Source organism: Gardnerella sp. c12Ub_1, assembly GCF_055804375.1.
On sequence record NZ_JANUZC010000001.1, the window covers coordinates 284,798 to 300,184 of the forward strand.

Annotated in this window: 15 protein-coding genes; 11 read left to right on the forward strand and 4 right to left on the reverse strand. The window is 39.4% G+C overall.

The window, feature by feature from the left end:
• Window positions 1-69 precede the first annotated feature (69 nt).
• From NYP65_RS01165 to NYP65_RS01190, 6 genes are all read left to right on the forward strand, one after another.
• Window positions 70-354 carry a hypothetical protein gene (locus tag NYP65_RS01165; protein WP_004114737.1) on the forward strand — a complete coding sequence of 95 codons (285 nt, stop codon included), beginning with the start codon at window positions 70-72 and terminating at the stop codon, window positions 352-354.
• 296 nt (window positions 355-650) lie between these two features.
• Window positions 651-1,535, forward strand: a complete 885-nt coding sequence (locus tag NYP65_RS01170) for a GIY-YIG nuclease family protein (RefSeq protein ID WP_004133093.1) — start codon at window positions 651-653, stop codon at window positions 1,533-1,535.
• A 297-nt stretch (window positions 1,536-1,832) separates the two neighbouring features.
• The gene (locus NYP65_RS01175) at window positions 1,833-2,180 is read left to right on the forward strand and encodes a hypothetical protein (RefSeq protein WP_050543344.1); all 348 of its coding nucleotides are present in this window, start codon (window positions 1,833-1,835) and stop codon (window positions 2,178-2,180) included.
• Between the two features lie 214 nt (window positions 2,181-2,394).
• On the forward strand, window positions 2,395-3,249 hold the full coding sequence (locus NYP65_RS01180; RefSeq protein WP_004133094.1) for an Abi family protein: 855 nt from the start codon (window positions 2,395-2,397) through the stop codon (window positions 3,247-3,249).
• A 78-nt stretch (window positions 3,250-3,327) separates the two neighbouring features.
• Window positions 3,328-4,806, forward strand: a complete 1,479-nt coding sequence (locus NYP65_RS01185; protein WP_115761907.1) for an Lsa family ABC-F type ribosomal protection protein — start codon at window positions 3,328-3,330, stop codon at window positions 4,804-4,806.
• A 663-nt stretch (window positions 4,807-5,469) separates the two neighbouring features.
• The gene (locus NYP65_RS01190; RefSeq protein ID WP_004133097.1) at window positions 5,470-5,745 is read left to right on the forward strand and encodes a recombinase family protein; all 276 of its coding nucleotides are present in this window, start codon (window positions 5,470-5,472) and stop codon (window positions 5,743-5,745) included.
• A gap of 78 nt (window positions 5,746-5,823) precedes the next feature.
• On the opposite strand, the gene NYP65_RS01195 is transcribed toward NYP65_RS01190, so the two are convergent.
• From NYP65_RS01195 to tkt, 3 genes are all read right to left on the reverse strand, one after another.
• Window positions 5,824-6,045 (reverse strand): hypothetical protein, encoded by a 222-nt coding sequence (locus tag NYP65_RS01195; protein ID WP_004111696.1) that lies wholly within the window; start codon window positions 6,043-6,045, stop codon window positions 5,824-5,826.
• A 286-nt stretch (window positions 6,046-6,331) separates the two neighbouring features.
• Complete coding sequence (gene tal / locus NYP65_RS01200; RefSeq protein WP_004117904.1) at window positions 6,332-7,435, reverse strand: transaldolase; 1,104 nt, start codon at window positions 7,433-7,435, stop codon at window positions 6,332-6,334.
• A gap of 211 nt (window positions 7,436-7,646) precedes the next feature.
• Window positions 7,647-9,746, reverse strand: coding sequence for a transketolase (gene tkt / locus NYP65_RS01205; RefSeq protein ID WP_248901206.1), 2,100 nt, complete (start codon window positions 9,744-9,746; stop codon window positions 7,647-7,649).
• Window positions 9,747-10,090: 344 nt separating this feature from the next.
• On the opposite strand from tkt, the gene hrcA reads away from it, so the two are divergent.
• Genes hrcA through NYP65_RS01225 form a run of 4 tightly spaced genes read left to right on the forward strand, consistent with a single transcriptional unit; the run spans window position 10,091 to window position 13,459 of the window.
• A complete protein-coding gene (hrcA, locus tag NYP65_RS01210; protein WP_018615761.1) occupies window positions 10,091-11,107 on the forward strand; it encodes a heat-inducible transcriptional repressor HrcA in 1,017 nt (338 codons plus the stop codon).
• A gap of 57 nt (window positions 11,108-11,164) precedes the next feature.
• The gene (locus NYP65_RS01215) at window positions 11,165-12,322 is read left to right on the forward strand and encodes a DnaJ C-terminal domain-containing protein (protein ID WP_020758960.1); all 1,158 of its coding nucleotides are present in this window, start codon (window positions 11,165-11,167) and stop codon (window positions 12,320-12,322) included.
• A 44-nt stretch (window positions 12,323-12,366) separates the two neighbouring features.
• Window positions 12,367-13,347: a methionyl-tRNA formyltransferase gene (gene fmt, locus NYP65_RS01220; RefSeq protein ID WP_020758961.1), complete on the forward strand. Its 981-nt coding sequence runs from the start codon at window positions 12,367-12,369 to the stop codon at window positions 13,345-13,347.
• Window positions 13,348-13,357: 10 nt separating this feature from the next.
• A complete protein-coding gene (locus NYP65_RS01225) occupies window positions 13,358-13,459 on the forward strand; it encodes a pentapeptide repeat-containing protein (protein WP_473410772.1) in 102 nt (33 codons plus the stop codon).
• Here NYP65_RS01225 and serB read toward each other — a convergent pair.
• Window positions 13,456-14,163 (reverse strand): phosphoserine phosphatase SerB, encoded by a 708-nt coding sequence (gene serB / locus NYP65_RS01230; protein ID WP_032835943.1) that lies wholly within the window; start codon window positions 14,161-14,163, stop codon window positions 13,456-13,458. The genes NYP65_RS01225 and serB overlap by 4 nt on opposite strands.
• Window positions 14,164-14,457: 294 nt before the next feature.
• Between serB and NYP65_RS01235 the strand changes: the two genes are divergently transcribed.
• Entirely contained in the window at window positions 14,458-15,300 is an 843-nt protein-coding gene (locus tag NYP65_RS01235) for an inositol monophosphatase family protein (RefSeq protein WP_004130917.1), read from the forward strand.
• The last annotated feature ends 87 nt before the right edge of the window (window positions 15,301-15,387 follow it).

Consider the following 15,387-nt stretch of genomic DNA (forward strand, 5'->3'; position numbering starts at 1 on the left):
CTGACAATAAAACTTGATATAAGTTGGAATTAGAGCGTATATAGACATACCAATAAAGGAGGACTATATATGCTCTATGTAAAATTTGATGATTTCGAAGATGTTAGTGTCATGGGAAATGAGAAAGACCATGGAATGTTTATTCCGATTAAGGATGGGAATGTGTATGCTGAGTGCGAACGGTGCGGTGTAGTTGAAAGGATTACCTCACCGTGCGAATTCATTGCTAGCACATTTAGGTCAAGAGTGAACTTCAATGAAGGTTATGAACTTTGTGAGAAGTGCTTGCAAGAGGTTGAGTTTGTTACTGTCGCTTTGAGAACTGGAAAATTACCTAATCGAGAATTGAAATAACTGAAAAAGCAAAGCAGTGATAACCGTAGTAATACAGGAAAAACTAAAGGGTTAGACCAATTTCTGAAAATAGCCTAACAATCTCACGTCGAGAGTGTTGTGTTGATGTCAAAGGCTGATTAGGTGGGTGCATTTTTGCCCTTGTGTAGCAGGGCTTAGCGAGAGTTATCGTTAAAAGGTTTAATGCGTGGCGGCTTTAGGCTGGGTTCTCGAGATTCTAGATGTGATTTAGCTGTTGTTAAAATCCCTACTCTTTAAGTATAATAAGCATAAATCTGTAGATGGTGAGATAGATTATGAATAGCAGCAAGAATTTAAATATATTTTTGATGGATGGCGATGTTACGGGCAGGATTAAATGCACGATGTCTGGCTGGAGCGGTTTAGCATATAAAATTCCTAGAATTTATTTAGATAAATGCAAAGATAGGGAACAGTTAAAACAGAGTGGTGTTTATTTTTTATTCGGTAAGAACAATTTTGATGAAGATGCGGTTTATATTGGACAGGCTGGTATTAGGAAGAATGGCGAAGGTGTTTTGTTCAGAGTCGCTGAACATTTGAAAGATGACTTTTATTTTAATGAAGCTGTTATGTTTACAACTAGCGGTAATTCTTGGGGTCCAACTGAAATAAGCTATCTTGAAAATAAGTTTACTAATTTAGCAATCGATACAAATCGTTATAAGGTTCAAAATGGAAATGATCCTAATCCTGGTAATGTAACTGAAGAAAAGGAAGCTGAATTAGAGATTTACGTTGAGCAGTTTAAGATAATGCTTGGCGTATTAGGATATAGGATTTTTGTGCCGTTAGTGAAAACACCGGAATCTGTAGTTGAAGAGCATGATGATGAATTAATCTTAGGTCTTTCTAGGAAAATCAAGAGGTCTCAAAGAAATATTGAAGCGTATTGCAAAAGAACTAATGAAGGTTTTGTTGTTTTGGCTGGTAGTCAGATAGAAGAGACGGATTCTGGATCTATACCAGATGTAATCAAAGAACTTAGAGAGCGTTGTAAGCAAAATAATGAGATAAAAGATGGTGTGTTGACTAGGAATTATCTGTTTAAGAGTCCTTCATATGCAGCTTCATTTGTTTTAGGTATGACTACCAATGGTAAAGTTGATTGGAAAACAGAAGATGGCACATCACTCAAAATGATAGAAGAAAACGCTTAAATCTGATATGAACATAGATGTTGCAATCATATACATATTTAATACTGTTGTAAGTAGGTAAAAGTCATATTCTTATTACTTACAAATTTTGTGTTTTATACAGTATGTTGGTTTAGGTGTTATTTGTAGGACGGGGATTAGGCGCATTGACGAACAAATGACGCGCTTTTTTGGGAATTATAATTAAGGCATTCATTAACTATATTTTTTGAAAACTCAATTTGTTGAATATGAAGATTGAAGTAGCATAGTGAAAAACTGATTAGGGCATGATAGGACAGGATTAAATAATGATCCGTGGGAGGAATAGTTGTGAATAAGTTTGAATTGTTTTCTATGATTTATTACGCGTTAAATCATTATTGGAAAGAAAATAAAAGTGAAGAATTGACTTCATTTTTAAGTGATATGAATCCTTTTTTATTTGATGATATTGGCTCTGCTGTTCCTTCTGTTTATGAGAAGTATAGTTTGCTAGTAAATGAAGAGATCAGCATTGATAATAGTTTTAGTATTGCTTGTAAATATGTTGAAAGTTTAGGTTTGCAGGCTGTGACGGATGCGTTTGCTTGCGTTAGTGAAAATGATTGGAAAGCGAGGTGCGTGAAATACATGTCGTCAAATCATAAAGGGCAAAATATTTAGTACTCTGTGATAGTTTGTGTTTTCGTTCTATATTTGTTTATGTTCATGAAGTTGAGTGTAAGACTAAATAATCTTGTTAGAAAGAAAAATTTGTGTTAGTTTGAAAGATTTAATAAAATACTCTCATTGGTGTAGCATATGTAGATAACAGTACCCGACGCGCCTCTTAACAATGCGGACCAAGTCGGGTCTTTTGATTTTTGAGGAGAGAAATATGAAGAAATCCTATCAACCTTCTATAAGCATTGATAAGCAAATAGAAAATTTAGTGTCTTTGGGATTAGAGATAAAAGATACAAGTTATGCTAAAGATGTACTTAATAGGGTTTCTTACTATCGCCTCATTAAAGCATATAGTATAACTCTAAAAGAAGATGGTAGATACATAGAAGGTACTACTTTTGAGAATATAGTCGAGTTATATCTATTTGATATGGAGTTTCGTCATATTTTATTTTCGTTGATAGAACATATAGAAGTTTATTTAAGGGCTGTAATCACTAATTACTTTTCATTAAAATATGGGAATTTTGGTTATAAGAATCTTAATAACTATGCGAAAAATAATTATCAGAAGAATACTTTAGATGAGTTAGAAAGAGAAATTAATAGGAATAGGAAATCGCCTTTTATACGTAATTTTAAGGATAATTATGAGGGAGGGGAGATTCCTTTATATGCTGCTATTGAAGTAGCAAGTTTTGGTACTCTTTCTAAAATGTATAAGAATATGAAGAATGATGATAAAAAAGCAATTTCAACAACATTTGGCGTTGATTACGTTTATTTAGAGTCATGGATTGAAAATTTAGCTTATGTTAGAAATATTTGTGCTCACTACGGTAGATTATATGGTTCAAAATTAACCAAGACACCAAAATTATATAAAGAGTATTTAAAGAAAGGTGTATTGAATAATACTATTTTTGCTAGTATTCTTAATCTTAAAGTATTAGCTGAAAACGAACATTACAAGGAATTTTCTAGTAAGTTATCAAAGATAATTGATAAATATCCGTTAGTGGATTTGAAGCATTTGGGATTTGTTAATAAATGGCAAACCTTTTAACGATAGCTTTTCCTATCGTTAAAAGGTGCACCCACTTTGCACCCAGGGCGGTAAATGATAAGTTTAGGGAGGCGTTTTATGTCAGTAATTAAAATTGAAAACCTCACTTTCTCATATTATGGATATGTAAAACCCATATTTAAAAATGTATCGTTTTCCTTTGATACAAACTGGAAAACGGGATTGATAGGAAGAAATGGAATCGGTAAATCAACTCTATTTAAGTTACTTTTAAATCAAGAAACTTATCAAGGTAAAATAAGCAAGGATGTTGAATTTATTAAATTTCCACCAAATATAAGCGATACTTCAAAATTAGGAATTGAGTTATATAAAGAACTAATATCAGATGAGGAAGAATGGAAATTATTTAGAGAACTCAGTTTGCTAAATGTAGATGAGAACCTTGTTTACAGAGAGTTTGAAACGCTTTCTAAAGGAGAACAAACAAAAATCCTTTTAGCTATTTTGTTTACAAGAGGAGATGGCTTTTTACTTATTGATGAACCAACAAACCATTTAGATATGAACGGAAGAAAAATTGTAAGTGAATATCTGAAAAGTAAAAAAGGATTTTTGCTCATTTCTCATGATAGAGATTTTTTAGATGGTTGTATCAATCATGTTATTTCTATTAACAGGAATTCTATTGATGTCCAATCGGGAAATTTTACATCATGGTATGAAAACAAAGTGATGAAAGACCAATTTGAAATTAGTCAAAATGAGAGATTAAGAAAAGATATTAAACGATTAAAAGAGGCTGCAAGACAAAGTCAAATTTGGTCTGATAAAATTGAAAATACTAAAAATGGTGTGAAAGTATCAGGTGTAAAACCAGACAAAGGACATATAGGTCATCAATCAGCCAAGATGATGAAAAAATCTAAGAATTTGGAGAATAGACAAAACAAGGCAATAGAAGAAAAACAGAGTTTACTAAAAGATATCGAAATAAAGGAAAGCCTATTACTGCATCCGCTACATCATCACAAAAATCCCCTAATATCGGTTAGCAATTTATCAGCATACTATGGAGAAAGACAGATCCTAAGTAATGTAAGTTTTGAGATAAAGCAAGGCGACATAGTGGCTATATATGGGGGTAATGGTAGCGGAAAATCAACCTTGATTAAAATTTTATTAGGTATAAATCACGAGTATACAGGTGAGATAAAATTAGCAGGTAATTTAAAAATCTCGTATATTCCTCAAGACACATCTAATTTAACAGGTAGCCTAAATGAATATATTCACAAGCAAGATGTTGATGAAACATTGTGTAAAACAATTCTAAGAAAATTAGATTTTTCAAGAGAATTATTTGAAATGGATATGAAGAATTATAGTGATGGACAAAAAAAGAAAGTTTTAATTGCTGTAAGTTTCTCAAAGCCAGCTCATATATTTGTTTGGGACGAACCACTGAATTATATAGATGTAATATCAAGAATACAGATTGAGGAAATTATAAAAGAAGCAAAGCCTACACTCATATTTGTGGAACACGATAAGCGATTTGTAGAAGATATAGCTAATAAAATCATACAATTTTAATTAAAATCCAAATCCCAGTTTGTAGTGCCTTAGACTTTTATCATCATACGACATTCCCCTTGTCAGCTTCTTTCCTGCAACGAACGTTAAGGATCTTTTCTTGATGCATGGTTATCATCAGGGTAGTTTTGATACGTTGAGAGTGTCGTATTGATGTCTAGGGCTGATTAGGTGGGTGCATTTTTGCCCTTGTGTAGCAGGGCTTAGCGAGGGCTATCGTTAAAAGTTTAGTATACGATGGCTGTAAGCTGGCTTTGCGAGATTTTTGAGTGCGATTTTTCTGTATGAGGGAACATGTCTACGCTCTAGGGTTGAGTGCACAGGATGTTAACGTACTTCGCTTGCGTTGAAAGCACACTGTGCTTTCAACTTTGAGCAAGCTCAGCGAATCGAAGTGCATTCGCGAATTATGTTATTCCTCGCGGCTATTAGCAGCCGCTCGGCTGATTTGGCATGTAAAGTCCACTGGACTTTACATTTGAGCCAAATCACGCTTTGAAGGAGCTTGAAATGCGTTATGCAATTTCAAGCTCTGTCAAAGCGCCCATGCAAGTCGATTCGCCACTTTGCGCCCACCCTGTGAAGTGGGAAAATAAGTTTTAGGCTAATTATCATGGAGAAGAAATCTAAGTTTCGTTAGTCTAATAATAAGGAGAGATGGCTATGGATAATATGAATGAATTGAATAAAGATGTGATAGTCATCCATCCTCAGCGTGTAATTAAGGATTATGCGGTTGGGGTTTATGCTCGTGTGAGCACAAATCGTAAAAAACAGCTGGATAGCCTTGCTGTTCAGGTGTCTGGTCTTACTCGTCTTGCTGCTTCTCACATGACTTGGTTTGTTGCAGATATTTTTCTTGATGTTGCTTCAGCTAAGGTTGGTTCATCAAGATCTGAATTTAACCGAATGATTGATGAGTGTGAGAAAGGCAGCTGAAATAAAGCTTTACAAAGCAAATTGGCACATTTGGTTTATTAATCATCTATCCCAGTCACATATAAAAGTAACTCTCATTTAAATCTCATCATATTTCTTTTTTAATTTATCCATATTATCAAGGTCAATCCACTCCTCGCTAAAACCACAGGCAGTGCAAATATACCTATCAACAGGTACTGCCGACATAATTGTATGGCCAGTCATAACATTATTTCCAGTCCCATAAGCCCCAGCAGATCCAGGCACAAATATAATTTCACTTCCCCCACACTTTGGGCATTTTTTCGTATTTTTCATAGATCCTCCTTATTAATCTAATAATGTTCTTTTTATTGTTTTGAAAAATTGCATAAAAATAGGCAGGAACACATACCTATCCATCATATATATTTCTGCCGATTAAAAAATTCTACGTGAAAAGAGACAGCACTACACTGTCTGTCTTTCTCAATTACTTAGCTTAGAAAATAACACTGGGTAGCTTTTTTATTGCGATTGATAAAAACGCAAAACAAAACCGCACATGCAAGTGGATTAGTTCACACATGTGCGGTTTATGTTTAGCTATTACTGATTAATCAAATCAGGCGTTTACGCGATCGATGCCAGACTGTACGTCAGCAATCACGGAATCCCAAGACTTGATGAAGGCGGCAACACCGTCGGCCTCAAGCTTGTCGGTAACATCCTTGATGTTGATGCCAAGTTCAGCAAGCTTGTTCATAACAGCGTGGCTCTCTTCGTAAGTGCCCTTAATGGAAGCAGCACCGTTGCCGTGATCAGCAAGAGCGTTCAAAGTCTTCTCTGGCATGGTGTTAACAACATGCTCAGCAACCAACTCATCAACGTACTTGCAATCGGAGTAAGCCGCGTTCTTGGTACCGGTAGAAGCCCAAAGTGGACGCTGCTTCTTTGCACCCTTGGCCTCAAGTTCAGCCCAACGTGGGTCGGCAGCGAACTTCTTCTCGAAGAGTTCGTAAGCCAAGCGAGCGTTAGCAACAGCAGCCTTGCCTTCAAGAGCCTTAGCTTCTTCGGAGCCGTTAGCTTCGAGGAGCTTATCAACAGCGGTATCAACGCGGGAAACGAAGAAGGAAGCTACGGAACCAATGTGCTTCAAGTCGTGGCCGTTAGCAGCTGCCTGAGCGATACCTTCGATGAAGGCGTCGATAACCTGCTCGTAACGCTCGAGGGAGAAGATCAAGGTCACGTTCACGGAGATACCCTTAGCAAGGGTAGCGGTGATAGCTGGAAGACCTTCCAAAGTTGCAGGAATCTTGATCATAACGTTTGGACGATCAACCTTTGCCCAAAGCTCTTCAGCCTGCTTTTCAGTGTTGGCAGTATCGTGAGCCAAACGTGGGTCAACTTCGATGGAGACGCGGCCGTCAACGAAGTCGGTCTTTTCAGCGATCTCGCGGAAGATATCAGTTGCGTTACGAACATCGGTGGTGGTCAACTCACGGATAGCGGTTTCAACGTCAACCTTGCCGAGTTCCTTAAGCTGTGCGTCGTATGGACCAACCTGGCTCAAAGCCTTCTGGAAGATAGATGGGTTGGTAGTAACACCAACAACATTCTTGTTAGCGATCAAATCCTGCAAAGAACCAGACTCAATGCGGGTACGGGACAAATCGTCCAACCAAATAGAAACGCCGGAATCGCTAGTGCGCTGCGTTGCTTCAGTCATGTTATCTCCTTAACACTGTGTTCCACCAGTTGGAACACGTTGGTAGTGTTGGCGTTTTACAGGAAACAGCGGTTGATGCTAAACCAACTGTAGCTTAACATCAACACGCCTTTGCTGTTTCCAGTGAAGTTGCTAAATTAGCACTTCGAGTTTTGTGATGAATCAATTTTATTTTGACACATCAAGTTTTTTATTTTGCTTAATTTCTATCTTAAGCGCGTGCTTCTTCGATAGAAGCCTTAGCAGCCTCTACTACGTGCTCAGCAGTAATGCCCAAGTCGATCATGTTCTGACCGCCGTCACCCTGCAAGCCGTACTGTTCGATAGAAACAGCCTTGCCGCAATCGCCAAGATACTTGTACCAAGGCAATGCCAAACCAGCTTCGATGGAAACGCGAGCCTTGACGGACTTTGGAAGGATTGCTTCCTTGTACTCTTCGTCTTGCTCTTCGAACCACTCGAGAGATGGCATAGAAAGAACGCGAGCCTTAATGCCTTCTGCTGCCAAAGTCTTGGCGCCAGCAACAGCCCACTGAACTTCAGAACCAGTAGCCATGATGATTACGTCTGGAGTGCCTTCGCAGTCAACCAACACATAACCGCCGTGCTTTACGCCTTCGCGAGCCTTCTCAGCAGTTTCTGCGAGGGTTGGTACGCCTTGACGTGTCAAAATCATAGCGGTTGGGTAGTTGTTCTTCTTCTCGAAGAAGTAGCGGTAAGCTTCAGCAGTCTCGTACTCATCTGCAGGGCGTACAACCTCAAGCTGAGGAATAGCGCGGAAAGCAGCCAAGTGTTCGATTGGCTGGTGAGTTGGACCATCTTCGCCCAAAGCTACGGAATCGTGAGTCCAAACGTAGAGGTTTGGAATCTCCATCAAAGCAGCCAAGCGAACTGCTGGGCGCTCGTAGTCAGAGAACTGGAAGAATGTGCCGTTGAATGGTCGAGTGTTAGAACCAAGCAAAATACCGTTGGTAATAGCACCCATTGCAAACTCACGCACACCAAAGTGAAGCTGACGGCCGTACTCGGAAACGTTTGGCCAAGTGCGAGTTGCATCCTCGGATGGGCCGAAGGAGTCAGCACCCTTAATGTTGGTGTTGTTGGAGCCGCCCAAATCAGCGGAACCGCCCCAAAGTTCTGGCATAACAGCAGCAATTGCGTTAAGAACTGCGCCAGAAGCTTTACGGGTAGCAACCTTGGAACCGACTTCGAAGCCAGCAACCAAGTCGTCAATAGCCTTGTCGAAGCCTTCTGGAAGCTTGCCGGCCTTAAGACGATCGTAAAGAGCAGCCTTATCTGGGTTGGCAGAAGCCCACTTTGCAAGAGCTTCATCCCAAGCCTTGTGAGCAGCCAAACCGCGCTCGGCAACCTTGCGAGCATGAGCCAAAGCTTCTTCGTCGATTGGGAACGAAACTTCTGGATCGAAACCGCAAAGTTCCTTCAAGCCCTTAACGGCTTCTTCACCAAGCTTAGAGCCGTGAGAAGCTTCGTTGTTGGTCTTGCCTGGGGTTGGCCAAGCAATCAAAGTATTAACCTTAATGAAGTGAGGCTTATCGGTAACTTCCTGAGCCTTTTCGATAGCTGCAGCCAAAGCCTGAACGTCTTCCTTGTAGGAACCGTCTGGCTGAATGAAGCTAACTTCGTCGGTGTACCAACCGTATGCACGGTAACGAGCAAGAATATCTTCAGAGAAGGTGAGCTTAGTATCGCCTTCAATCTGAATGTGGTTTGCATCGAAGATTACAGTCAAATTGCCAAGCTTTTGGTTTCCAGCCAAGGAAGCAGCTTCAGAAGAAACGCCTTCCTCAACGTCGCCTTCACCGCAAATAACCCACACTTTGTGATCGAATGGTGAAGTTCCAGCTGGAGCTTCTGGGTCAAGAAGACCGCGCTCAAAGCGCTGGCCATAAGCGAAACCAACAGCAGAAGCAAGACCCTGACCGAGTGGGCCAGTAGTCATTTCGATGCCTGGAGTTAAGCCATATTCTGGATGACCAGGAGTACGCGTGTCTGCACCGCCACGGAAATACTTAAGATCGTCAAGAGTTAAGCCGTAACCAGAGAAGAACAATTGCACGTATTGCGTAAGCGAAGCGTGACCGCCAGAAAGAATAAAACGATCGCGGCCAGCCCACTTTGGGTCAGCAGGATCGTGCTTAATGAAGTGCTGGTACAAGGTGTACGCAATTGGTGCCAATGAAACAGGGGAGCCAGGATGTCCGTGTCCTGCTCGCTCAACAGCATCAGCCGAGAGAACCTTCGCCATCTTTACGGCGCGCTCGTCTAATGCAGACCAGTTGAAATCGGTCATGTGATCTACTTTCCTTCCAATAATTCGGGTTTTTGCGCACAGCTTACGCTGGCCATTACCCTCACATTGCCCTTTAATCCTATCTTTTATATCAGACGAATTTTTAACAAAGTGTGTCAAAAGTTAACAAAAGTTTATATTTATAGTTAGTTGTTATTCTGTAAAAGTGATTTACTAAAAAATACTTAATAATACTTAATCACATATTGTTATCACATATTATTTTGGCATATATAATAGTTAGCAGTGAATTAATAAACGATTAGTGCTATTTATAAAAATTATTAGCGCTATTTAACAGAGTTTGATGTTTTAATAAAGGAGAATCAATGCAATCACGACGCATGATGATATTGCGTGCGGTTGTTGAAGATTATATTCGTTCGCATGAGCCTGTTGGGTCTGCATCTTTAGCTAAAAATCACAAATTAGGCGTTAGTTCTGCAACGATTCGCAACGATATGTCTCTTCTAGAAGAAGAAGGCTACTTGATTCAGCCACATACTTCTGCTGGAAGAATTCCTACAGAAAAAGGATACAGATATTTCGTTGACGGAATGGCGGCGCTAATCCCGCTTTCTAATGCGCAAAGACGAGGGATTCGCACGTTTTTAAGTGGATCTGTTAGTTTACAAGACACTCTACAACGCTCAGCGCGACTTCTTGCAAGCATAACTGGTCAAGTCGCACTCGTTGCGTCTCCTGCATTGTCGAAGTCAAAAGTAAAAAGAATTGAGATTGTTCAAGTATCGTCTTCAACTCTTCTAGTTGTTGTTATTACAGACGCTGGAGGAGTTGCGCAACACATTATTCAAGCCTCTAACATAAATCCAGACGACTTATTGCATTTAGTTAATATGGTTAATGAGAGCTGCGTTGGAGCCTCTCTTTTAGATGCTTCAAAACGTGTTTATTTGCTTGCAAATCGTAAGGATTTAGCGTCTGCTTTGCAAGTTATTAGTCAACTTGCTAACGCATTAGAAGATATGCATAATGGCGAGCATTCTCACGATTTGTATATGGCTGGAGCTTCTCAACTTGCGCATAGACAAAATATTGGCGATTTTGCGTCTCTTTTTGACGCTTTAGAAGAGCAAGCTGTTATTATGCGTTTAATGACTTCGCTAAGTGAGGAGGCAAATGATTGCGCAAGTGGCGTTAGCGTTGCAATAGGCTCGGAAACTCACACGCCTGGTCTTTTAAATGCTTCTGTTGTAACAAGCGCTTACGGATACAATTCAGATTCCGATTCGGCGTTTATTGGCTCAATCGGACCTACGCACATGGATTATGCTGCAACAATGACGGCTGTTAAAGCTGTAGCAAAATATCTTAATACGTTTATATCTGAAAATTCATAAATATTAGCTGGCTGTGCCTTATGCAAAAATAATTTTAGAACATAAAAGGGGAGTTAAGTGACTGACTATTACAAGATTTTAGGTGTTGATTCTAACGCTAGCGACGATGAGATTCGCAAAGCTTATAGAAAGTTAAGTCGTAAGTATCATCCAGATATTGCAGGACCTGAGTTTGAAGACAAGTTCAAGGAAGTTAACGCTGCATACGACGTTTTGTCTAATCCAGAAAAACGCAAAATGGTAGATATGGGCGTAGATCCAAATAATCTATCGGCATCAGGAGCTGGTGCTGGCGCTGGCGCGTACGCAAATATGAATATGGATATGGGAGATATTCTAAACCAGTTCTTCTCTGGGTCTTTTGGTGCTAATGCTGGATCTCCTATTCCGCGCGTTAATCGTGGTGAAGATTCATTAACGGAAGTTAAGGTTGATCTTAAAACTGTTGTTTTTGGTGGAAACGCTAAGGTTCATGTTTCAACTTTCGGTCTTTGCCAAGATTGTGCTGGAAAGGGCTCTGCAGATAAATCAGACCCTATAACTTGCCCAGATTGTAAGGGTGCTGGTTTTGTGCAGCGAGTTACTCGTACAATGTTTGGTCAAATGATGTCTTCGGAACCTTGCCGCGCTTGCGAAGGTCACGGAACGATTATTAAAAATGTTTGCCCAAATTGCCACGGTCATGGTCGCGTTCGCACTTCTAGAGAAGTTGGAATCACGATTCCTGCTGGAATTAAAGACAATTCTCGCTTGCGACTTGCGTCTCAAGGAGCAATAGGCGAATGTGGCGGTCCTGCTGGCGATTTGTATGTTGACGTTCGCATTCGTAAAGACGAGCAATTTACTAGAGACTTAAACGATTTACATTGCTGGATTGACGTTCCAATGAGCTGGGCTGTGCTTGGTCACAAAGTAGATATTGATACTTTTGATGGCAAAAAGAGTGTTGAAATTCCTGCTGGAACGCAAAACGAAGACACGATTCCTCTTTACGATTTGGGTGTTACTGCTTTTGGAAGCAAAGATAGAGGAAATCTTATTGTTCACGTTCTTGTTAATATTCCAACAAAGCTTAGCGAAGAAGAGCGTAGTTTGATTGAAAAGTTTGCAAACTTGCACGATGAAAAAGTTAGCGAAGTAAAGCAACATGCTATTGCAGAGCCAGTGGGCAATAAAAAGGGATTCTTTAGCAAGCTAAAAGATGCATTTTGCTAGGATTTAGGATTTTAAGGATTCTTAGTATTTTAAGGAGTTGACTTATGGTATTGCCTATTTTATTTGCTGGAACTCCAGATGTTGCTGTTGCTCCTTTGCGCGCGCTAGCTGAAGATAAAGAACATTTTGATGTGCGAGCTGTTCTTACTCGTCCAGATGCTCCGACTGGCAGAGGTAGAAAGCTTGTTCCTAGTGCTGTTAAAAAAGCTGCGATTGAGCTTGGAATTCCTGTTTTAGAGGTTAATCCTAGCAATGAGCAAGAGTGTGTGAGTGCTCTAAAAGCTACTGGCGCAAGGCTTGCGGCCGTTGTTGCGTACGGAAAGATTCTTAAGCAATCTGTTTTGGATGCTCTTCCTCTAGGATGGTATAACTTGCATTTTTCGCTTCTTCCGCAATGGCGAGGTGCTGCTCCTGTTCAGCGCGCAATATGGGCTGGAGATGATATTACAGGTGCAACAGTTTTTAAGATTACGCGCGGAATGGATGAAGGTCCGATTCTTGCACAAATGACTACCGAGATTGGAGCTCATGAAACAGCTGGTGATTTGCTCACTCGATTAAGCAATGATGGTGCAAATCTTCTTTGCTCTGCTCTTGTTGGTATGGAATCTGGTCAAATTATTCCTGTTGAGCAAGACTCTACGCCTTGCCAAATCGCTCAAAAAATCACTGTTGAAGATGCTCATATTCGTTTTGATATTCCAGCGTTTGCAATCGATAGGCAGATTCGTGCTTGCACGCCAAATCCTGGAGCTTGGTGCAATCTTCATGTTGATTCTAGTGATTTGCAAACAATTACTTTGCACGTTCTTTCTTGCGCATTAGCAAAAGATGAAGATATTGCATTGCATAATCTAAACGAGCTTAAACCTGGGCAGATTCTTGCAAAAAAGCACAATGTTTGGGTTGGATGTGCAAGTGGAGCTATTGAGCTTTTAGAAGTTAAAGCGCAAGGTAAAAAAGCTATGAATGCTGCAGATTGGGCAAGAGGAGCGCACTTAAGTAGTGAATCTTACTTGAGCTAATACTACTTGGATTAATCTTACTTGGGCTAATCTTACTTGGGCTAATCTTACTTGGGCTAATCTTACTTGGGCTAATCTTACTTGGATTAATTCTATTTGGATTAAATGTTAGCTTAGTAAATCTAAAACTAGGCTTAGGTCTCGCGTATCTATGCTTGCTTTAGCTTGACTTTTTAATAACTGTTTTGCGCAAAATGCTACGCCTAATCCTGCTGTTTTAATCATGTCTATATCGTTAGCGCCGTCTCCAATAGCAACGCTTTGAGCAATATCAATATTGTTCTTGCTCGCCCAATTAGTCAATGCTTTTGCTTTATATTGACGATTTACTATTGGATCAATAACCTTTCCACTTAGTTTAGAATCTACGACTTCTAGATTGTTTGCAACCCAAAAGTCTATGTTTAGTTTTGGTAAAAAATCGTCTAAAACTTGCTTGAATCCGCCACTAACAGCTCCAACTTTCCATCCAAAAGAGTGCAATGTGCTAATTAGCTTTTTAGCTCCATTTGTTACATGAATATTTTGCGCAACTTGTTTAACGCAAGAATAGTCAAGTCCTTTAAGCATAGAAACTCTTAGTTTTAGCGACGTATTAAAGTCCATTTTTCCTTGCATTGCTCTAGACGTTATGTATGCCAAATCGCAGCCAACTCCAGCAATGTCTCCTAATAAATCTATAACTTCTTCTTCAATAAGAGTGGCGTCTACATCTAAAACAAGAAGTCCTGGTTTTTTTAGTGAAGGATTATTTGAAGGATTATTTGAATGAATATTAATTAAGTTCTGTGTTTTTAAGTCTGATACTTTAGTCATGTTATAAGTCATGTTATAATCTTCTAAGAGAGATGTTAGGTTTATTAATTAATTCTAAGGCTGGTTTAAGAAATTTAAGAATTTGTTTTATTATGCGTTTTGCATTGTAAGACTTTTTATAGAACTTGTATTAAATGTGAAAGTTTATTGATTTTATTGGAATTTTGCGTGTGGAAGTTTGGTTTAATTTGATTAGTTGAGTAAAATAGTTGCAGATTTTATGGATAGTTGCAAGATTTTTGAAATAGATAAAAACGTAATAAGATGTGGGGAAATTAAAGAGGTGAGTAAAGTATGGCAAGTATGAATTTACGCGATGTTGCTCTTGAAGTCGCTAGAATTTTGGAAGATGTTGGTAAGCATGCGTATCAAGACCAATTAAATCCTAGAGATATGGCAAGCATGATGGTTTTGGGGGATCCGAATCAAGCAGATTCTGGTTTTGGAGATAAGCTCGTACGATTTATTGAAAATCGTCTTACGTACATAAATACTTTCCAGGGATTTTGGCGTAATCGTCCAGAAAATTGCAATATTGGTGATCGTTTTTGGTGCGTTGGAAATATTGACGGTGCTATTAACTTTAATCGAGATATGGCAGAGTGGACTTTAACTGTTTCGCTTTTTGAGTTTAATGATCAAGGCTCCGCAAGGCCTGTTCTTGGAGTTGTTCATGCTCCAGCTTTAGGGCTTACCTATCTAGCAGCTAAAGGTCAGGGTGCTATTCGTATTCGCAAAACTCCTAATGGAGAAAAGCGAGAGAAAATCACGCCTTCTACTACATCAACATTGCACGGTTCTGTTGTTTGCTACGGAATGTCTTATATTCCAGGCGAATCTAAAAGAGCATTGGATGTTGTTTCTTCGCTTGAGGAAGAATGTCCAGCAGATATTAAGCGCATTGGCCCTGCTTCTCTCGATTTATGCAAGGTTGCTGATGGCACTTACGACGCTTATTTTGAGCCGCATCTTCACGAGTGGGATATTCCAGGCGTTTCCGCTGGTGCTGTTGTTGTTAAAGAAGCTCAAGGTCATGTTCGACAATGGAATGGTGACTCAATCCACTGGAGACGCGAAAACGACGTTATTGCTTCAAATGGTTTAATAAACAAAGAGCTTCAAAACTACTTAAAGTAGTATTGCTTAATTACCTAAAGTAGTATTGCTTAAAGTAGTATTTTACTTGTGTTTATAAAAGCCATTATGTAGTTGATAAATGCTTTG